This is a genomic window from Lysinibacillus sp. (assembly GCF_032093475.1).
In the GTDB taxonomy this organism is placed as follows: Bacteria; Bacillota; Bacilli; order Bacillales_A; family Planococcaceae; genus Lysinibacillus; species Lysinibacillus irui.
Map to the genome: position 1 here is coordinate 1 of NZ_DAMDAY010000030.1, position 20,959 is coordinate 20,959.

Annotated in this window: 16 protein-coding genes and 1 pseudogene; 5 read left to right on the top strand and 12 right to left on the bottom strand. The window is 37.1% G+C overall.

Features of this window, described 5'->3' with window-relative positions:
- The 12 genes from rsgA to RT445_RS08810 form a co-directional block, all read right to left on the bottom strand.
- Positions 1–839: ribosome small subunit-dependent GTPase A (gene rsgA, locus RT445_RS08755; RefSeq protein WP_313470429.1), on the bottom strand; the 839-nt coding region annotated here is incomplete at its 3' end.
- Between the two features lie 11 nt (positions 840–850).
- Positions 851–2,839: a Stk1 family PASTA domain-containing Ser/Thr kinase gene (pknB, locus tag RT445_RS08760; protein WP_312506790.1), complete on the bottom strand. Its 1,989-nt coding sequence runs from the start codon at positions 2,837–2,839 to the stop codon at positions 851–853.
- A gap of 2 nt (positions 2,840–2,841) precedes the next feature.
- Positions 2,842–3,591 (bottom strand): Stp1/IreP family PP2C-type Ser/Thr phosphatase, encoded by a 750-nt coding sequence (locus tag RT445_RS08765; protein ID WP_274797276.1) that lies wholly within the window; start codon positions 3,589–3,591, stop codon positions 2,842–2,844.
- Between the two features lie 6 nt (positions 3,592–3,597).
- Entirely contained in the window at positions 3,598–4,740 is a 1,143-nt protein-coding gene (rlmN, locus tag RT445_RS08770; RefSeq protein ID WP_274795916.1) for a dual-specificity RNA methyltransferase RlmN, read from the bottom strand.
- Positions 4,740–6,101 (bottom strand): 16S rRNA (cytosine(967)-C(5))-methyltransferase RsmB, encoded by a 1,362-nt coding sequence (gene rsmB, locus RT445_RS08775; protein WP_312506791.1) that lies wholly within the window; start codon positions 6,099–6,101, stop codon positions 4,740–4,742. The genes rlmN and rsmB overlap by 1 nt, the downstream gene beginning before the upstream one ends.
- Entirely contained in the window at positions 6,098–7,039 is a 942-nt protein-coding gene (fmt, locus tag RT445_RS08780) for a methionyl-tRNA formyltransferase (protein ID WP_274795914.1), read from the bottom strand. Before fmt ends, rsmB begins: the two co-directional genes overlap by 4 nt.
- A gap of 1 nt (position 7,040) precedes the next feature.
- Complete coding sequence (gene def, locus RT445_RS08785; RefSeq protein WP_274795913.1) at positions 7,041–7,535, bottom strand: peptide deformylase; 495 nt, start codon at positions 7,533–7,535, stop codon at positions 7,041–7,043.
- Between the two features lie 86 nt (positions 7,536–7,621).
- Positions 7,622–10,033: a primosomal protein N' gene (priA, locus tag RT445_RS08790; RefSeq protein ID WP_274795912.1), complete on the bottom strand. Its 2,412-nt coding sequence runs from the start codon at positions 10,031–10,033 to the stop codon at positions 7,622–7,624.
- Positions 10,030–11,034: a bifunctional phosphopantothenoylcysteine decarboxylase/phosphopantothenate--cysteine ligase CoaBC gene (coaBC, locus tag RT445_RS08795; RefSeq protein WP_313470430.1), complete on the bottom strand. Its 1,005-nt coding sequence runs from the start codon at positions 11,032–11,034 to the stop codon at positions 10,030–10,032. Before coaBC ends, priA begins: the two co-directional genes overlap by 4 nt.
- A gap of 125 nt (positions 11,035–11,159) precedes the next feature.
- Positions 11,160–11,387, bottom strand: coding sequence for a DNA-directed RNA polymerase subunit omega (gene rpoZ / locus RT445_RS08800; protein WP_274795909.1), 228 nt, complete (start codon positions 11,385–11,387; stop codon positions 11,160–11,162).
- A 4-nt stretch (positions 11,388–11,391) separates the two neighbouring features.
- Positions 11,392–12,009, bottom strand: coding sequence for a guanylate kinase (gene gmk, locus RT445_RS08805; RefSeq protein WP_274795908.1), 618 nt, complete (start codon positions 12,007–12,009; stop codon positions 11,392–11,394).
- A gap of 43 nt (positions 12,010–12,052) precedes the next feature.
- Positions 12,053–12,928 (bottom strand): YicC/YloC family endoribonuclease, encoded by an 876-nt coding sequence (locus tag RT445_RS08810; protein WP_274795907.1) that lies wholly within the window; start codon positions 12,926–12,928, stop codon positions 12,053–12,055.
- Between the two features lie 260 nt (positions 12,929–13,188).
- On the opposite strand from RT445_RS08810, the gene RT445_RS08815 reads away from it, so the two are divergent.
- The 5 genes and pseudogenes from RT445_RS08815 to RT445_RS08835 form a co-directional block, all read left to right on the top strand.
- Positions 13,189–14,883: an Rqc2 family fibronectin-binding protein gene (locus RT445_RS08815; protein ID WP_312506793.1), complete on the top strand. Its 1,695-nt coding sequence runs from the start codon at positions 13,189–13,191 to the stop codon at positions 14,881–14,883.
- Positions 14,884–15,134: 251 nt separating this feature from the next.
- Positions 15,135–16,820, top strand: coding sequence for a methyl-accepting chemotaxis protein (locus RT445_RS08820; RefSeq protein ID WP_274795905.1), 1,686 nt, complete (start codon positions 15,135–15,137; stop codon positions 16,818–16,820).
- A gap of 906 nt (positions 16,821–17,726) precedes the next feature.
- Positions 17,727–19,388 carry a peptide ABC transporter substrate-binding protein gene (locus RT445_RS08825; RefSeq protein ID WP_312506794.1) on the top strand — a complete coding sequence of 554 codons (1,662 nt, stop codon included), beginning with the start codon at positions 17,727–17,729 and terminating at the stop codon, positions 19,386–19,388.
- A 139-nt stretch (positions 19,389–19,527) separates the two neighbouring features.
- On the top strand, positions 19,528–20,457 hold the full coding sequence (locus tag RT445_RS08830) for an ABC transporter permease (RefSeq protein WP_016994279.1): 930 nt from the start codon (positions 19,528–19,530) through the stop codon (positions 20,455–20,457).
- Positions 20,457–20,959, top strand: a pseudogene (locus RT445_RS08835) (ABC transporter permease); the annotation flags it as partial. The gene RT445_RS08830 and the pseudogene RT445_RS08835, both read left to right, overlap by 1 nt.

Sequence of the window (20,959 nt, forward strand, 5' to 3'; positions counted from 1 at the left end):
TAATGCTTGTAGCGGTAGTCACGAATATCCCCTGCTTCTACTGCTGCCTTTACTGCACATTTTGGCTCTTTCAAGTGTAAACAACCTCTGAATTTACAATCATCCGCAATTTTAGCCATTTCCGGAAAACATGCACCTAGTTCCTCTTTTTCAATTTCATCAAAATCAAAAGAACTAAATCCAGGAGTATCTGCCAGTAAACCATCACATACCTCAATAAGCTCAACATGACGAGTGGTATGTTTTCCTCGTCCTAAACTTTGCGAGATTATGCCTGTTTTTAAATTGAGATCAGGAATTAATGTATTAAGCAATGTTGATTTACCAACGCCAGATTGGCCTGCTAATACAGTCGTTTTACCCTTTAAAATAGGCTGTAAACGTCCAATTAACTCTTCTTCATCTTTATAAGTTTGTAAAACCGTATAGCCCATGCTTTGATAATCTTCAATATACTGCTGTAATTCCTTACGCTCTTCAGGATTTAGTAAATCCATTTTTGTTAAACAAATAATAGGATGAACATGGAATGATTCTAACACCACTAAAAAGCGATCTAGTAAAATGGTATTGAAATTTGGCTCTTTTACGGAAAATACTAAAATACCTTGATCAATATTGGCAATTGGCGGACGAATCAATTCATTTTGACGCGCTAATATCTTTTGAATCGTGCCATCCGAACCTTCTGTTTCCATTGTATATTCTACCATATCGCCGACAAGCGGAGATTCTCCACGATTTCGAAAAACCCCACGCCCTCGACATTGTATAAGTTGCTGACCATCATAAACATAGTAATAACCGCTTAATGCTTTTCTTATTTGGCCTTGCGCCATCCAATTCCTCCTTAATTGACATCTTTATAATTAACTTTGTCTTCTAAAATTATTTCTGAGTCACGAATAATTCTATAACTTGCATCTTTGCCCTCTTCAATAACAAGCTGTATATTGTAAGTCGTATCCTCTACAATCGAAAATTCTTTAACTGGTTCTGAAAATGTATGATTTTTATCCTGAATTTCAATACGAATTTTTTGCTCTATTCCCTCTTCTGTAGGTTTATACTCGATATTTACAGGGATAATTAATGTTTTCTCTGGCTTTTTAGCTGGTCCTTTACTCATTACAACCGATATAACAGAACCTTCCTCCACCATAGTACCTGCATTTGTTAATTGTGAAATCACACTACCAGCTGGGATCGACTCATGATATTCTTCACGAGATATACGCCAGTTAAGACCCACTCTATTCACATAATCATCCATATCAGCTTTCGTATAATTTACAACGTTTTCAACCCTTACCATCCTAACACCTTGGCTTACTTTAAACGTGATTGTCTCCTCTTTTGCTACCACTTCTGTATCCGCGGGAATACTTTGCTCAATAATCCTGTCTTCAGGTTCACGAGAAGGAACATCCTCTTTTATAACCTCTTTATATTTTCCTTTTATTAAAGCTTCGACTTGACTATAATTTTGTCCTACATAATTATCAACGGTCGTCATCTCTACACCTAAGCTAACAATTAAGTCAATCTCTGAGCCTTTTGCTCGCATTGAATTTTTAGCTGGATCTGTTTCGATAACCTTACCCTTTTCAATTTCCTCGTGATTCCGCTCCTGAGGCTCATCACCAACGACAAATCCCTCAGCTTCTAATTTCTTTGTAGCGTCCTCTACGGTTAAATTTGTTACATCAGGTACTGCCACTTTTTTCGGGCTAAATGCATCTGTTGCAAATAAAAAGAATAAGAAGATGACAATAGCTACTAAAAGTAATCCAGCAATATACTTTGGCCAATTTTTCTTTTTTGCCTTCACTGGAGTTGGTTTTTCACTATTTTTTTTAGGTTTTGGTTGAGATGGAGCTTTAACTTCCACAATCGGTTCAATAACTCTTGTTTTGGTTAAATCTTCGTCCTTTTTCAGAACCTGCTCTTTAATAATTGGAATGGCTTTTGTCACATCATTATCAACTGGCACGACAAATTTCGGCTCATTTATTCGATTTGGTGATAATACTGTTTCCAAATCATCATACATTTCTTCGACTGTATTATAACGATGAGAAGCCTCTTTCGCAGTAGCCTTAAGCACCACATTTTCCAAACTTTGTGGAATAGTTGCATCGAAAGCACGGACAGAAGGCGTTTCTTTCTGCAAATGTTTGAGTGCAATTGAAACCGCTGATTCACCAGAAAATGGTAATTCACCTGTTAATAATTCATATAAAACAATACCGAGTGCATAAATGTCGGATTTGTTTGTTGCCGTACCACCACGGGCTTGCTCTGGTGATAAATAATGCACCGTACCCAACACTGAATTTGTTTGTGTAAACGATGTAGCACTTAACGTCATGGCGATACCAAAATCAGTTATTTTAACATTGCCCTCTGCATCCATTAAAATATTTTGCGGTTTAATATCACGGTGAATGATATGATTTTCATGTGCATTGGCAATTGCAGATGTTAATTGCTTCATAATGTGCACGCTTCTGGCAGGTGAAATAGGTGCAAATTCTTGTATGTACTGCTTTAACGTTTTTCCTTGAACATATTCCATCACAATATAATGTAGATCTCCATCATCACCTACATCATAAATATTAACAATATTCGGATGTGTAAGACTTGTAGCAGACAGTGCCTCACGTTGAAAACGTCGATGTAATTCATCCTCATTGGAAAAATCGTAACGTAATATTTTAATGGCTACATCACGGTTTAATATCATGTCATGTGCTAAATAAACATTCGACATACCACCGCCGCCAATGAGTTCTAAAATTTTATAACGGTCACTAATTCTTTTACCTACAAGCATTCTTACACCTCCTCATCCTTTTTTGTTAGTAGCACGAGGGAGATATTATCTTCTCCCCCGCTGGCATTTGCTAATTCTACAAGCTTACGCCCTTTCTCCCCAATGGAATCTGGATACGTAATAATAGATGCCATTTCATATACAGTAAGTTTATTACTTAATCCATCTGAACAAATGAGTAAATACGATTCTGATGCTAAATCAACTTCATAAAAGTCTGGTTCTATTGTTTCTTCTGTTCCAACAGCCTTTAAAATGAAATTTTTCTTCGGATGTGTCAAAGCCTCTTCTTCACTTATTTCGCCATTTTCAACCAGTACATTTACATATGAATGATCTCTTGTTATTTGTTGTGCACCATCTTCAAAGAAATAATACACACGACTATCTCCAACATGTGCAATGAAGCAATGATGCTCTTCTATTAACACCGCAATAAACGTCGTGCCCATTCCTTTACAGTCTTCATGTGATAAAGAATAGTCATATATTGTTTTATTTATTTGCTTAACTGTTTGTAATAACCATTCTTTTTTTGATGTTGTTGATACAAAATGATGCGCGTCTGCCTGTAAAAAAAAGGATTCCATCTGTTTAATTGCCATATCACTTGCCACATCACCAGCATTATGACCACCCATGCCGTCCGCTACAAGTGCTAATGCAAGCCCGTCAGGACGTTTAAAGAATGCAGCACGGTCTTCATTAATTGATCGTTTTAAACCAATATCACTTTCGACTGTGTATTCCAACACTGGTCACCTCGTTTCTTCAGATCTCTCTTGTGCACGTAATTGCCCACACGCAGCTGCTATATCTGAACCTTGCTCTCGGCGGATTGTTACGTTAATACCATTTTTCTTTAAAGTTTTTTCAAAAGCAAAAATTTGACTACGAGACGTACGTACATAATCACGTTCTGGCACATAGTTAACAGGAATTAAGTTAACGTGACATTTAATTCCTTTAATTAATGCAGATAACTCTTCTGCAATTTCTACTGAATCATTTTCACCAGACATCAATCCGTATTCAAAGCTCACACGTCGACCTGTTTTTTTAGTATAATAACGAACTGCTTCCATTAATTCATCTAATTTATATGCACGTGCAATAGGCATTAACTTTTGACGTGCTTCTTGGTTTGGTGCGTGTAGAGATACGGCAAAATTAATTTGTAATTGTTCATCCGCAAATTGATAAATTTTAGGAACTATACCTGAAGTTGAAACGGTTATATGACGTGCGCCAATATTTAATCCTTTTTCATGGTTAATTACTTTTAAGAAGTTCATCATTGCATCATAGTTATCGAAAGGTTCGCCGATACCCATAATAACAATGTGTGATACTCGCTCACCTACTTCGTCTAAAGTCTGCTGGACTTTGACAACTTGCTCCACGATTTCCCCTGCTAATAAATGGCGCTTCAAGCCGCCTAAAGTAGAAGCACAAAACGTACAGCCAATTCGACAACCCACCTGTGTTGTTACACAAACAGAGTTTCCATAATCATGGCGCATTAACACCGTTTCTATTGAATAGCCATCCTGCAATTGAAATAAAAATTTAATTGTACCATCTTTAGACTCTTGCTTAATAATGGTTGATAATGTGGATAAAGCAAAATTGGCAGTTAACTTTTCACGCAATCCCTTTGAAAGATTAGACATCTCTTCAAAAGTTTTCACTCGTTTATTATATAGCCAGTCAAAAATTTGAGCAGCACGGAAAGGCTTTTCGCCATTTTCCTTTAACCACTCTTCTAACTGGTGTGGCTGTAAAGAGTAAATAGACTCTTTTAAATTTGGTTTTTCCTTTTTCACTCGACGTACGGGCTTGTCTTCCGCTTCATCAACTAAATCGTTAATACGTTCATTAAATTTTTCTTGATCCACCATTAGTTGGATTCTCCTTTTTTACGAAAGGCAGCAACGAAGAAACCGTCACTACCAAAGTCTTGTGGAAAGACTTGAAGCATGCCATTAGCTTGCTTTTCCGCTAATTTTGTTGGTAAAGATTCTAGTTGTATAGCTTCCATTTCTGGATGTGCTGTTAAAAAGGCTTTAACTGTGCCTTCATTTTCTTGAGTATCTACTGTACAAGTACTGTACACAAGCTTCCCATCTATTTTCAATACTTTTGTTGCTGCATCAAGTAAGGCCAATTGGATCTTTTGAAGATTTTCTAAATCTTCTTCTCGTTTTGTATATTTAATATCTGGCTTACGTCGCATAACTCCTAGTCCGCTACACGGTGCATCAACTAAAATGGCATCAAAAGACGCTGCTTGTAAAAATTCTGCTGCTTTACGTCCATCTATTGGAGCTGTTTCTACAATATCCAACCCAAGACGTTCTGTATTATGGTCAATTAAATCTAATTTATGTGGATGAAGATCTGTTGCTAAAATGGAGCCTTCATTGTTCATTATTTCAGCTAAATGTGTTGTCTTTCCACCCGGAGCTGCACACATATCCAAGACACGCATACCTGGAGATGGATTTAACACTTTAGCAGGGATCATTGAACTTTCATCCTGTATAGTAATAAGACCTTCTTTGAATGCTTTTGTGCGTGCTGGTTGTCCATTTGTTACATGTAAACATTCAGGCATTATATCACTTTGCTGTGCTGTTAATCCTTCATTCTCTAGTTCCTCAATAGCTTGTTCAACTGATGCTTTTGTAGTATTTACACGCACTGTTTGCACAGGTGGAACATTATTTTCCTGTAACATGGCTGTTGCTACTTCTAGACCGTAGTTTGCTACAAATCGTTGCACTAACCATTCTGGATGACTAGTTTCAATAGCAAGACGCTCGATCGGATCCTCAATACTATCTGTAGAAGGAACACCACTTCGTAATATTGATCTTAAAATACCATTGACCATCGAAGCAATTCCACGATGTCCTCGACGCTTGGCAATTTCTACTGCCTCGTTTACAGCGGCATGCGGTGGTATGCGCGTTAAATAATGAATTTGATATAAGGATATTCTTAATAACCAACGAACCCAATGATCGACTGAACCGCGAATAAAAGGCTCTAAATAAAAATCGAGCGTCATTTTATGCTGTAATGTTCCATACGTAATTTCAGTTAATAATGCGCGATCTTTTGCTTCTATTTTATGTCTTTTAATGGTTTCATTTAGCAATAAATTGCTATAGGCTTGATTTTTATCAACTGCTAACAGAATAGATAATGCAGCATCTCGCACATTTCCATCCCAAATAACTACACTTTTTTTACTCATTTAAATTGGTCCCCAATCTGTAATTTAGAACCTGTGCCACGTAAATATTCCTCTGCCGTCATGCGCTTTTTACCAGCAGGTTGGATATCATATAAGGCTAACGTTGTTCCATTGCCAGCTGCAACTTCAAAATGATCTTTTGCAATCGCAACTACCGAACCTGGGTTCACCTCATGCTTACTATTACCAATAGTCGCCCACCAAATTTTAAAGTTACCATCCTCAAAAGTTGTATACGCTACTGGCCATGGATGAAGACCACGTACTTGATTGTATAAAGTAGCAGCATCCTTTGTCCAATCAATGCGCTCCTGCTCTCTGGAAATATTGCTTGCAAAAGTAACCTGTGCTTCATCTTGAACTGTACGACTATTTGTACCATTAATAATAGAAGGAAGTGTATCCTTTAATAATTCACGGCCAACCATACTTAACTTTTCAAAAAGTCTACCGGTATGATCATCTTCTTCAATCGGAATAGCTTTTTGGGAAATAATATCTCCAGCATCCAGTTTTTCTGCCATATACATGATTGTGACTCCTGTCTCCTTTTCACCATCTATAATGGCTTGGTGAATAGGAGCACCTCCACGATACTTTGGTAGTAGAGAAGCATGGACATTAATACAGCCAAGAGCTGGAGCATCTAATAATTCCTTTGGTAGTATTTGTCCAAATGCTGCTGTTATGACTAAATCAGGCTGTAAGGCAAGAATTTGCTGTAACTCCTCAGAGCCGCGTAATTTTTCTGGTTGAATAACTGGTAAGCCAAGCTCCAAAGCTGCAGCTTTCACAGGTGGTGGTGTTAATATACGCTTACGTCCAACTGGACGATCTGGTTGTGTCACAACTGCTTTAATATCGTACCCTTCATCATGTAGCATACGCAAAATAGGCGCAGAGAAGTCAGGTGTCCCCATAAAAATAATAGACGTCATTTTATTCCTCCTCTTCTGCGTACATTTCTTCAAGTTCTTCTGCTGTTACAATACGTTTAATTTTTGAATCGAAAAGTACCCCATCTAAATGATCGATTTCATGTAAGATCGCGCGGGCATCAAAGTCTCCCGCCTCTAATTCATAAACACGCCCTTCACGGTCACATGCTTCAATTTTTACATAAGTAGGTCGTTCAACCTCACCATATAATCCCGGAAAACTCAAACAACCTTCGATATCTACTTCTGCTCCATCTGTTTCAATGACAGTTGGATTAATCATTTCTAAAATATCACGTTCCTCACCTAGCTCCACAATGGCAACTCGCAAGCCAACATTTATTTGTGGTGCTGCGATACCTACACCATCATATTCCACCATTGTGTCATATAAATCATCCAGTAATGTAATAATTTCATCATTAATTTCTGTCACTTCAGCACATGGTGTTGATAGTACTTTTGCTGGGTTTTCAATTACTTTTTTAATAGCCATCTTTATTTCCTCATTTCTGCTTTAAAGCCTTCCTTTACAAAAACCTTGAAAGGTATTTTTGTAAACGGATATTGCCGCTGTTTTCACTATATAGTAGACGGATCTAAATCTACCGTCATTAATATTCCCTGTTTAATCCATTCTGCTCGATACATGGCAAGCAGGCGCTGTAACACTGGAATTAGATTTGGTTCAATTTTATATTTTATCAAACATTGATAACGATATCTATTTTGGAGGCGAGCAATACTCGCCGTTGTTGGTCCAATAATTGCTACTTGATTCGATAAATTTTCACGTAGCCAATCTGCCACTCGGCCTGCATATTCGGCGGCCATCATGACATCTTCATGAGATAATTGTATAAGAGCTACAAAATAATAGGGTGGATAGCTTGAACGTCTTCTTAAAAACATCTCCCGTTCATAAAAAGGTTCATAATCCTGCGTTTTAGCTAATTCAATGGCATAATGCTCAGGTGTATACGTCTGAATAATAACCTCCCCTGGCTTATCATGTCGTCCAGCCCTACCGCTTACCTGTGTTAGTAGCTGAAATGTGCGTTCTGCTGCCCGGTAATCAGGTAAATGTAGAGATGTATCGGCACTAAGTACACCTACTAGTGTAATATTCGGAAAGTCCAAGCCCTTTGCAATCATTTGAGTACCTAATAAAATATCTGCTTGTCCTGCTCCAAATGTCTCCAATATTTCTTCATGTGCCCCTTTATGCTTTGTTGTATCAACATCCATTCGTAATACTCTTGCTTCAGGGAACAACTTATAAATTTCTTCCTCTACTTTTTGTGTACCTGTACCAAAATAACGAATATGATCACTTTGACATTGCGGACATATTTGAGGAACATGCTCCTCATAACCACAATAATGACATTTTAATTTTTCAGTTGTCCGATGATAGGTTAAAGAGATATCGCAATTTGGACATTGTACAACCGTGCCACAATCCCGACAAAGTACAAATGACGAATAGCCACGACGATTTAAAAAGAGCACCATCTGCTCTTTTTTCTCAAGTCTTACGCGGATTGCTTCAATAAGTGATTGTGAAAACATAGAACGATTCCCTTGTCGAAGCTCTTCACGCATATCTGCAATATAAACAGTGGGCAGGGCTTGATGTAGGGCTCGTTGTTTTAATGAAAGCAGCGTATAAACACCCTTCTTAGCTCTGGCGAATGACTCTAACGCTGGTGTCGCACTACCTAAAATAATAGGACATTTATAAAATTCGCTTCGCCAGATGGCTACATCTCTTGCATGATAACGAGGCGAATCTTCTTGCTTATAAGTTGATTCATGTTCCTCATCCAAAATAATAAGACCTATATTGGTAAAGGGTGCAAAAATAGCTGAACGAGCACCAACCACAACTTTCACTTTGCCTTGTTGAATTTTACGCCATTCATCATACTTCTCACCAACAGATAACCCACTATGCATAACAGCAACCATCTCACCAAAGCGACTACGGAATCGTTCAGTCATTTGTGGAGTTAAAGAAATTTCAGGTACAAGCATAATAGCTTCTTTTCCATCATTTAATACCTTCTGTATAGCCTGTAAATAAACCTCTGTTTTGCCGCTCCCTGTTATACCATGTAATAAAAATGTTTCAGCTGTTTGCTGCTCCATAGCTGTATTAATAGCTTGTAGAGCAACCTGCTGCTCATCTGTTAATTGTAAGGCTTGAGTACGTGAAACTTCTTTCGTAAATGGATCACGAAATACTTCCTCTTGAATAAATTGAGCAGCTCCTTTATCAATTACTGCCTCTAATACTGATAAAGAAACCCCTGCTTCGTCACAAATCTGCTGGGGCGACAATATTTCGCCTAGGTGTTGACACATCCATTGCAGTAATAACCGTTGTTTAACTGCTCTAGAGGATTGTCCCAAAGCACGTTCAACAAGTTGTTGGTCTGCTGTAATTTGAACCATACGTATCTCTTTCACATTCCCCTGTTGCTTCACAACATTTTCGATTGTAACAATGTTCTCTGCAACCAGTTGCTTCAATAGAGGAAGTAAACCTTCTCGCTCAAATTCTTTAAAATTAACTTGTTGCCGCTTACCGAATATAGGCTGCACTTCTTCTGGCAAAGTTTGATTTTTTTGTAATTTAATTATTTTTTCATATTTAGCTCGCAGTGCAGATGGTAACATCACTTGTAATGCATCAATTTCATAACAAATGGTGTTATTTTTTAACCACTTCGCCATTTGAAGCATTTCTTCTGTCAGCGCTGGCTCCATATCTAAAATTTGAGTGATTCCCTTTAATTTATTCAATGGAACATCGGTTTCATGTTTCAAACCTACGATAAATCCTAATACATTCCTTGGACCAAATGGCACTTTAACACGGCATCCTAATTCAATGACACTTTCCCATTCTGGAGGTACTTGATAATCAAATGGACGGTCTACATGATAGGTAGAGACATCTACAATGACCTCCGCGATTAAAATACTCATTGTGCCTCGTCCTTTATAATATGAGACCAAAGTGTCTGTGCAAAAAACTGAGGATTCGAAGTAGCTAAGAACTGGCCATTAAGCTGCGCTTGGTCACTAAAATCAATCCAGCTATCAGAAAGTATGTTAAACATCGGTTTGCCTTGAACTTGCTGTCCAAAAGTGACTGCTTTCATTCCTTCTACAGAAACTATAGGCGTTTTCTCGGTGGTTGGTACATTCGCTGCATAAATAAAAAATGCTTGTGGATATTGAATTTTATAGGCTTCCAGTTGTTGAATCACATCATATAAATTGCTATTTTCTATTCCAATTACATGGGCGCCTAGCCTTTTTGCCTCATCTGCTAAAGCATGTCCGATTTGACCGTTTGCCTGTGGGCTAATCATATGCTGTTCATCCACTGGCACTTGTAAGGCACCTGCTATTACTAGGACTGTTTGACCTGCTAATGGTTTAGTTTTCCCTGAAAAGAAATCTTGCACAAGTGCAGTAATTTTTTCTGGTTCCTCTAGACGTCCTTTTCCGACATAACCACATGCTAAAAACCCCTCCGAAGGCTCAATAAATTGATAACCATCAGCAGATAGTCTATCCAAATTACGTTTTACAGCTGGATGGTCGTACATGTGCACATTCATTGCTGGCGCAATCCAGACAGGTGCAGTAGTAGCAAGAAGAGTTGTTGTGATCATATCATCTGCGATACCATTGGCTAATTTTCCAATTATATTGGCTGTCGCTGGTGCTACTAAAATCAAATCAGCCCAATCCGCTAAATCAATATGCGCAATCACCCTTGAATCTTTTTCATCAAAGGTGTCAAAATAAACATCATTTTTGGACATCACTTGAAAACTTAACGGATTCACAAACTGTCTAGCAGAAGCAGTCATGACGACCTTTACATTTGCCCCCGCCTGTGACAGCTTACTAACGAGCGCCACAGCCTTATAAACCGCGATCCCGCCTGAAACACATAGTAAAATATTTTTATTCATGCTAGGTGTCTTCCTTTCAAATGATAAGCTCCCAAAGAAGGATTCCCTGGGAGCTCACGGCATTCTGTATAATCAAAATCTACTGCAAACTAGCATACACGTAAACATAGTGTTTTACATGGATGTTAGATTTCGTCTTCGTACACAGCAGACTCATCCTGTGATACTTTCGTAAGTACACCTGCCGCTACTTCTTCAAGTGCTTTACCCACGTATTTATGAGAAACATACTTGTGTAAGCGTTCTGTGTCTTGTTCTTCTTGCATTTGGCGAGCGCGTTTAGAAGCAAGGCTCACTAATGAATATTTTGAATCGATTTCTTTTTTTAAAGCATCTACTGATGGGTATAGCATTGGTTTATTCTCCTCTCAACATTGACAAATATCTTTTTTCAACACGTTCTCTACGACAATGCTCAGCTTTGATAATCGCATTAATACGATCACAGGCATTCGTCACTTCATCATTCTCCACAACATAGTCATACAAGCTCATCATTTCAAGTTCTTCACTTGCAGTAGCAATGCGTTTTGCAATGATATCCTCTGTTTCTGTCCCACGTCCAACTAAACGATCTTTTAATTCCGTTAAACTTGGAGGGGCTAAGAAAATAAACAAGGCATCTGGTGCTTTTTTACGAATTTGTGCTGCACCCTGCACTTCGATTTCTAAAAATACATCACGACCTGCATCCAGCGTTTCATTCACATACGCTAGTGGTGTACCATAATAGTTACCGACAAATTCAGCGTGCTCTAATAAGCCACCTTGTTCAATTAGCGCTTCAAATTCTACACGCGTCTTGAAAAAATAGTCTACACCATCTACTTCACCTTCGCGAGGATTTCGTGTTGTCATCGAGATGGAATACTCATAATTCGTATTCGGCTGAGAAAATAATTCTTTTCGCACTGTCCCTTTACCTACACCAGATGGGCCAGACAGAACAATTAATAATCCACGTTCTTTTATCATTTATTCTCTATATCTCCCTTAATTTATAACAGACACGTGCAAGTTATTCGATATTTTGAACCTGCTCACGCATCTTTTCTAAAATTGTTTTCGCCTGAACAACAGCAACAGCTGCTTCTGTCGATTGATTCTTTGAACCGATCGTATTGATCTCACGATGTATTTCTTGCATTAAAAAGTCTAATTTTCGTCCCACTGAAATCGTTTCGAGTAATGTTTCTTCAAGCTGGTTGAAGTGACTATCTAATCTGTCTAATTCTTCGGAGATATCTACACGTTCTGCAAAAATTGCTACTTCTGCTAGTAAACGATCTTCTAACAATGTGCCATCTGCAATTTCAGAAATTCGTTCTACTAATCGTGTACGATATTTTTCAACAGCAAGTGAAGAACATAAACGAATCTGATTCACCTGTTCCATTAACTGTTCTTTATATTGTACAACAACTTCTTGCAGTTCTTGCCCTTCACGCTCACGCATTTGTACGAGCTGTTCAATCGCTTGTAAAATCGCTTGTTCAACAGCACTAAGTAAATCCTCAGGTGTAAGTTGTGGCTTTTGTTGTACAAGTGCCTGTTCCAATGATAAAAGCTCTTGCATCGTCCATTTTTCTTCAAGTGGTACTTTACTAGCTAATTGCTCCTTTGCCTTACGATACGCTTCAATTAATGACCAATTAATCTCAATAGATTGCTCTACGTTATCTAAGTCCTTCACATATACCATCACATCAATTTTGCCGCGTGACAAAGCTTGAGAAATAAGTTTTTTAGCAAAAATTTCTGCTTCAAGCCATTCTTTCGGAAATTTTGCATTGATTTCTAAAAAGCGATGGTTGACCGAGCGCATTTCCACGGTTAATTGAAAGTCTCTAGTTGTTGTGACACCTCTGCCAAAACCAGTCATACTACGCACCAAGGTTCGTCACACCTTTCTTTGCATACTGGGATTATTATAACATAAGCTCTGTCGATTATGACGACTCTCCAAAAAAAATTGGATAGAGTAAAAGCTAATTCTACCACAATTGAAGCTATATTTTAATATTCACCTAAAAAATGCTATGATAAACATACAAACAGTGTATTTGTAGGAGCTTAAAGACTGCAAAAGCAAATGCATGATGAAAAAATACGAAAGTACCAAGATGCTTGATATCATTGGAAAGAGGAATTCATATGGCATTTGATGGTTTATTTACTTATTCAATGACCGCCGACCTACAACAGCTTGTCACTGGTCGAATTACGAAAATACATCAACCTAATGCGCAAGAGGTTGTATTACATGTGCGTGCAAATGGAAAGAATCATAAATTATTGTTTTCAATCCATTCTTCTTATGCACGTGTTCATTTAACTGAGCATACGATTGATAACCCAGCAGAGCCCCCTATGTTTTGTATGCTTTTGCGTAAACATTTAGAGGGCGGTTTTATTTCTTCCATTAAACAGCGTGATTTTGATCGTATTATAATAGTAGAAATTGAAAGCAAAAATGAAATTGGCGACCCGATTGTAAGGGAAATACATGCTGAAATTATGGGTAGACATAGTAATCTATTGTTAATCGATCAAGAGCAAGGAAAAATTATTGATAGCTTAAAACATTTACCTCCATCCGTAAATAGTTTCCGTACTGTGTTACCTGGTCAACCTTATATTGCACCGCCTACACAAAATAAATGGAATCCTCTAACGGTTACAGATGATGAGCTAACATCGTTTTTTGCTGAAGCAAGGACAACGCAAGAGGTTGTAACACAGTTCGCTGGTTTTTCACCTCTTCACGCTGAAGAATTATTGTTCCGTTTGACTACAGCATCGGATACACTAACATGCTTCAAAGATTTTATGGGTTCCTTTGCGAATGGTGGCACGAAGCCAATGTATGCCATCTACAATAATAAAACATACTTCTCACCTATTGATCTGACTCATTTGCAAGGTGAAGTAACCGTTTATCCTAATGTTCATGAACTACTTGACCGCGTTTTCTTTGCACGTGCAGAGCGAGATCGTGTCAAACAACAAGCAGGAGACTTAGAGCGCTGGCTACAAAATGAAATTGATAAACTATCCTTAAAAACGAAAAAGCTTACAAAGGACTATGAGCGTGCATCAAAGCTTGATCAATTCCAACTATATGGTGAACTTTTAATGGCCAATATTTATGCCTTTGAAAAAGGTGTTAAAGAAGTTACGGTTACAAATTACTATAGTGAAACGGGCGAAGAGATTACGATTCCAGTAAGTGAACGTAAAACACCGATTGAAAATGCTCAAAGTTATTATACGAAATATACAAAGGCAAAAAATGCTTTGATTATGGTTCAAGAGCAGCTTGAAAAAACGACAGAAGAAATTGCCTATTTTGAAATGCTTGCTCAGCAAGTACAGCAAGCTTCTCCTGGAGATATTGAGGAAATTCGTGAAGAATTGGCAGAACAAGGTTACTTAAAATTACGTCATGCGAAAAAAAAGAAAAAACAAGTGAAACCTGAGCCAGAGCGTTATGTATCATCGACAGGTATAACGATTTCTGTTGGAAAAAACAATAAACAAAATGACATGCTAACATTTAAAATAGCAAAACGTACAGATATTTGGCTACACACAAAGGATATTCCTGGATCCCATGTTGTTATCCATTCAAACGAACCTGATGAAACAACATTGCGTGAAGCAGCTACGCTAGCAGCCTATTTTTCTAAGGCTAGAGAATCCTCCTCAGTGCCAGTAGATTACACAGAAATCCGACAAGTTAAAAAACCAAATGGTGCCAAACCCGGTTTTGTGATTTACTTTGAACAAAAAACACTGTATATTGACCCAGACGAAGCTGTCATTTTACAATTAAAAAAACAGTCATAAAGAGATAGAAACCGATACCATTTGTATCGGTTTCTTTTTTTATAATACACACACGTAATCCGTACTATAAAACGAGAAACAGGAACAGATTTTGATAAATTTCCACAGACAATCTTCCTTATTATAATGACTTAAAATAAACATATGAATAATCTGAACTGTTTCCTTCAATGCTTATTGACTTCTATCTTTCTTAAAAGCTAAATTAAAGTATAAAAACTTGTATAGCATTTCGGAAAGGGCGTATCTATATGTCTGTAGGAAAAAAATTAAGCTTTGGTTTCTTTACAATTATTTTGACACTAATTATTTCATTGGTGATAATGTTTCTGTTATTTTCAAACATAGAAAAGAAGATTGAAAATGCATTGGAAGGTCACGTTGCCCTAGTAGAACTAGCAGATAATATTCAATTTGAAATGGCTATGCAAGGGCTCTTCATTCGTGCCATTATCATCGAAGACAAACCTGCAAATAAAGAAAGCTTTACACAATACGCAAATATGCTAGACAAGCATGTGGAGGAAATGACCGGAAAATCTACTTCAGCTGAAATGGAAGCTTATGCAAAAGACTTAAATACATATAATGATCGTTTTAATGAGTCAGCAACAGAAGCACTAGCACTTTTTGAAGCAGGCAATCTTGAAGGCGCTTTGCAAAAAGTGAATGGTGATGTGCAACAAGCTAACAAAGGAATACAAGATGTTTCCGATAAAATCGTTAGTTACCAAAAAGATCAACTGGAAGCCGTCACAAAAGAATCTAAGCAAGCAGTATTCAATTCTCAAATTATTTCAGTTATCGCTATTATTATCGGTGTTATTCTAGGCATTTTCCTCATGATCTATATACAACGAACGATTTCTCGTCCTTTAAAAGCTGTTGTTCAAGCAGCTAATCATGTTGCTAGTGGTGAATTGTATCATCAAGACATTACCTACCAATCTAAGGATGAGATTGGCCAGCTTTCATCAGCATTTAATGCCATGAAGGGGAACTTGAAAAATCTTTTAACTCATATTCAAGACAATGCAGAGCATTTAACGGCTTCAGTAGAAGAGCTTTCTGCATCAACTGAAGAAGTTACTGCCTCAGCAGATGAGATCACAATACGTATAAATGAAACAGCGAATGCTGCTGTAGCTGCTACAGTTGCCGCTAACGAAAGTGCACATGCAATGGATGAAACAGCTATAGGTGTCCAACGTATAGCAGAGGCAACTCAACAGCTGCTTCATAATGCTGTTTCAGCATCTGAATTGGCAACAAACGGTAACACTACAGTAGATGAGGCCCAACAACAAATGAATGTAATTGATGAGTCTACGCAAGTAATTAATACTCTTGTCCAAAAATTGAGCAAACAATCGGAAGAAATAGGTCAAATAACTGCTGTCATTACAGCCATTACAGATCAAACAAACTTATTAGCGCTCAATGCAGCAATAGAAGCTGCACGTGCTGGAGAGCATGGCAAAGGATTTGCCGTTGTTGCAGACGAGGTACGCAAATTAGCTGAGGAATCTAAGCAATCAGCTAATCAAATTGTTGCATTAACCCAGGATATTCAAGAAGATACAAGCAATGTAGAAAAAGCTGTTTTAGATGGTTTGCACTCTGTCACAGAGGGTGTGAAAATCATTGGACATGCAGGACAAGCATTTGAAGCTATCGTAAAAGCAATAAATAATATGACAAATCAAATAGAAGATATATCGGCTACTTCAGAAGAAATTTCAGCCAGCGCAGAACAGGTAGCTGCCTCTGTCGCAGAAATTGCCCAAGGTGCTTCAACTAGCTCAGAAAGTACACAAATTATCGCTACAGCAAGCAAGGAGCAATCCATAACGATGCAGCAAGTCAATCAGGTGGCCTCTGATTTAAGCGAAAAGTCCTTAGATTTACAGAATCAAATCAATAATTTTAAACTATAACTAAAAAAAGTGCATTTCATATATATGAATGCACTTTTTTTGTACTTTTTTTACATGACAGCTCTTAGCTTTTGAAAGAAAATCATTTCTCAAGGTTATTGATAACGTTTTCAGCAGATTAAAAGTCAGATTTTTAGTAATTATTTGCATGCTGAATCCTCTTCAGTAAGACAATTGACATCCTCAAAAAAACAAAACTAGTAAAGTGGATTACTTTGGTAAACATCTGGCAAAAACCGTGACTTCCCTTTATGATAAATTGCTGAATAAAACAATATTCATTTGCATATATGGATGTATATATAACTAGCACGGAAATTATTTCAAAAAAACATAATTCCTTATTTTCTCTTCTCACTAAATCCATTTTTTTCTTAGTTTGGGTACCATTTTTCATACAATTGCTCTATTTTTTCTTGCCTTCATCCACAATTGGATGATACTAGAAAATTACAAAACAAGTTTCTTATATATCATTAATAGATAAAAATATTCATGTTTCGAGATCATATTTTGCAAGAAATTACCTGCAAAAGAAACTAATTCACTTAGTTTTACTTAGATTTTCTACAAATCTATACAATTCCCTCAAGGTTATACATCTATGACTTTCGATTCATTTTTTAAATATTGATAATATTATCAAAAAAATAGGAATTTTCCGTATAGTAAATCATTTTTTTATTTTTATTTTATTTTTGATATTCAGAATAGGTAATTATCAAATTTTTATTATATAAACACTCTGTTTCTTTAGTGTGATAAATCGGAAAAATTTATTAAACTCTTAAATGTCAGATAATACTATATAAATTTGAATCTTTTTTATTTTGTGCACAATGATTTTTTTGGTATATTAAATAGGAGCTTCACAAAAGGCTTAAAAATTGTATAAGGGGGATTCACATGAATAAAAACAAAAAGTTTTTATTACTAACAGTTCTTGCAGTATTTTCTTTAGTACTTGCTGCATGTGGCTTCGGTGGAGATTCGTCTGAAAAATCAAAAGACGATGGAAAAGATTCAGGTACATCTGAAACAACTTCAGGCGGCGAATTAAACTTAGTAGTAACTTCTGAGCCACCATCATTACACCCAGGATTAGCAACTGATACAACTTCTAGTGCTATTCTTACAAATGTATTTGAAAATTTAACAACATTAGATGAAAATGCTAAACCAGTTGCTGCTGCAGCTTCTGACTGGACGATTAGCGAGGACCAAAAAACTTACACATTCACAATACGTGATAATAAATGGTCAAATGGAGATCCAGTAACGGCAAAGGACTTTGAATATGCATGGAAATGGGCATTAAACCCAGATAATCTTTCTGAGTATGCTTCAATTTTTTACCCAATTAAAGGTGCTGCCGCGTATAACAACGGTGAAGGTTCTGCTGATGACGTAGGTGTTACAGCAGAAGATGACAAAACATTAGTCGTAACATTAGAAAACCCAACACCTTACTTCTTAGAATTAACAGCATTCAAAACATACGCACCATTAAACCAAAAAGTAGTTGAAGGTAATGATGAGTGGTATACAGATGCTGGTGATGACTATGTAACAAACGGACCATTCACTTTAGGTGAATGGAGACACAACGACGCAATCGTATTAAAGAAAAACCCAGAATATTGGGATGCAGATAAAGTTTCTTTAGAGACAATTAATATCGGTATGGTTGAATCTGAAACAACTGCTGCTACAATGTTTAAAGCTGGCGAAATTGATTATCTTGGTGCTCCATACCAATCTGTTGCACTTGATTCAATCGAAGGATTTAAAGCTGATGGTTCATTAAATATTGCTGACCAGGCTTCAGTATATGTTTATAAACTAAATACAAAAGATAAATTTACTGGAAACGCTAACATTCGTAAAGCGTTAACTTTAGCAATCGATCGTCAAGGTTTAATTGACAATATTACTAAAGGTGAGCAAAAACCAGCATTAGGTATGGTGCCAATCGCTGTTAGTGGTTTTGAAGAGGACCGTGGTTACTTCAAAGATAACGATATTGAAGGTGCAAAAGCTGCACTTGAAGCTGGTATGAAAGAACTTGGTATTAAAGATCCTTCTGAAATCACTGTAAACATTTCGTTCAACACTAGTGAAGCACATGCTGCGATCGCTCAATTTATTCAAGAGGGCTGGACGAAAAACCTTGGTATTAAGGTAGGTCTTGATAACTCTGAATGGCAAGTTTACCTAGAGAAACTTAATCAATTAGACTACCAAGCTGGACGTCTAGGCTGGACTGGTGACTATAATGATGCATATACATTCTTAGAAATCTATGATACTGCTGAAAATGGTAACAATGATACTGGTTGGGAAAACCCAGAATATAAAAAGTTATTAGATCAATCTAACCTAGAAACAGATCCTGCTAAACGTCTTGAGCTTCTAAAACAAGCAGAGTCAGTTATCATGACTGATTTACCTGTTGCACCTATCTACTACTACACTAATCTTTCTGTAGTACACGATAACGTGAAAAACATGCAAGCAGATGTTCTTGGTAACATTCCACTTAAAGAGGTTGTAGTAGAAGAAAAATAATTATTTATATTATTTTATCTTGCTTTTTTAGCTCTACAGCAAGAGCTGCCTCGTAGCCACTACGGCGCGGGTCAGCTCTTTTTAAAATACGAAGGCATTTATTTGTCTGAAAATTGACAAATAGAAGGAGGAGTTTTATGTGATTAAATATATTTTGAAAAGGCTGATGTATATACTTCTCGCGCTTTTCGTCATCGTAACTGTTACGTTTTTCTTAATGCGTCTCGCTCCTGGTAGTCCTTTCGCGAGTGAACGTAATTTCCCACCTCAAATCGAGGAGAAGTTAAACGAAACGTATGGATTAAATAACCCTTGGTATATACAATATAAAGATTATTTAATCGATACGGCCACTTTCAATTTCGGTGAGTCAATGAAATATAAAGCGCGTTCTACAAATGATATGATTTCTGAAAGTTTCCCTGTTTCTTTAACATTAGGGATTGAAGCTATGCTACTTGCAGTTGGATTGGGTATTTTAATTGGCGTAGTTTCCGCGCTATATCATAATAAGTTCCCGGATTATTTGGCAACGTCCTTTGCGGTGCTATTTATATCAGTACCTTCATTTATCTTAGCTGGTTTAATGCAGTATTTCTTAGCCTATAAGTTAGGTTGGTTCCCAATTAGTGGATGGAAAGGCTTTGTTTATAGTATATTACCTGCCTTTGCAATCGCTTTCTCACACATGGGCTTTATCGCAAAATTAACACGTTCAAGTATGCTTGAGCAAAACAATAGTGATTATGTAAAAATGGCTCGCGCTAAAGGTATTGGGAAATGGACAATCGTATTCCGACATACTTTACGAAATGCCCTTCTACCAGTCGTAACATATCTCGGCCCATTAACAGCTGGTGTTGTAACAGGTAGTTTCATTGTTGAACAAATTTTCGCTATTCCTGGACTTGGTAAACACTTCGTTCAAAGTATTACAAACCGTGACTATACAGTCATTATGGGTACGACAGTGTTCTACTCTATCATCCTTTTATTTGCGGTATTAATCGTTGATATTCTTTATAGTGTGATTGATCCGCGTATTAAACTGAAAGGAGCGAAAAAATAATGACACAGCAACAAATTGAAAAAGATAAGTTTAAAATTGTTGGTGGAAATCATGAAGCAACGGAAAAATTAGCTGATAAATCAGTCTCCTTTTGGAAAGAAGTATTTCTCCGTTTCTCTCATAACAAAATGGCCATCATTGGGATAATTATTTTAATCATTGTTATTTTAATGGCTACATTTGTACCAATTTTTTCTCAATACAAAGCAAGTGATCAGCTAGGTTTTTACAATGCACCACCATCTGCACAATTTTGGTTTGGAACGGATGATCTTGGTCGTGACATTTTCGTTCGTATTTGGGAAGGGGCTCGTATTTCCCTATTTATCGGTATTGCCGCAGCGATTATTGACTTAATTATCGGTGTTATTTGGGGAAGTATTTCAGGCTTAGCAGGTGGTCGTGTCGATAACATTATGATGCGTATTGCCGACGTTTTAACAGCAGTACCATATCTATTAGTTGTAATCGTACTATTAGTTGTTATGCAACCTGGTTTAAT

What these genes read in the sequence shown, in the direction of transcription:
- priA (WP_274795912.1), bottom strand. Translation starts at nt 10,033, where the DNA reads ATGAGTATTTTAATCGCGGAGGTCATTGTAGATGTCTCTACCTATCAT.
- fmt (WP_274795914.1), bottom strand. Translation starts at nt 7,039, where the DNA reads ATGACGTCTATTATTTTTATGGGGACACCTGACTTCTCTGCGCCTATT.
- rpoZ (WP_274795909.1), bottom strand. Translation starts at nt 11,387, where the DNA reads ATGCTATACCCATCAGTAGATGCTTTAAAAAAAGAAATCGATTCAAAA.
- pknB (WP_312506790.1), bottom strand. Translation starts at nt 2,839, where the DNA reads ATGCTTGTAGGTAAAAGAATTAGTGACCGTTATAAAATTTTAGAACTC.
- coaBC (WP_313470430.1), bottom strand. Translation starts at nt 11,034, where the DNA reads ATGAATAAAAATATTTTACTATGTGTTTCAGGCGGGATCGCGGTTTAT.
- def (WP_274795913.1), bottom strand. Translation starts at nt 7,535, where the DNA reads ATGGCTATTAAAAAAGTAATTGAAAACCCAGCAAAAGTACTATCAACA.
- RT445_RS08820 (WP_274795905.1), top strand. Translation starts at nt 15,135, where the DNA reads ATGTCTGTAGGAAAAAAATTAAGCTTTGGTTTCTTTACAATTATTTTG.
- RT445_RS08825 (WP_312506794.1), top strand. Translation starts at nt 17,727, where the DNA reads ATGAATAAAAACAAAAAGTTTTTATTACTAACAGTTCTTGCAGTATTT.
- gmk (WP_274795908.1), bottom strand. Translation starts at nt 12,009, where the DNA reads ATGATAAAAGAACGTGGATTATTAATTGTTCTGTCTGGCCCATCTGGT.
- rsmB (WP_312506791.1), bottom strand. Translation starts at nt 6,101, where the DNA reads ATGAGTAAAAAAAGTGTAGTTATTTGGGATGGAAATGTGCGAGATGCT.
- RT445_RS08815 (WP_312506793.1), top strand. Translation starts at nt 13,189, where the DNA reads ATGGCATTTGATGGTTTATTTACTTATTCAATGACCGCCGACCTACAA.
- rlmN (WP_274795916.1), bottom strand. Translation starts at nt 4,740, where the DNA reads ATGGTGGATCAAGAAAAATTTAATGAACGTATTAACGATTTAGTTGAT.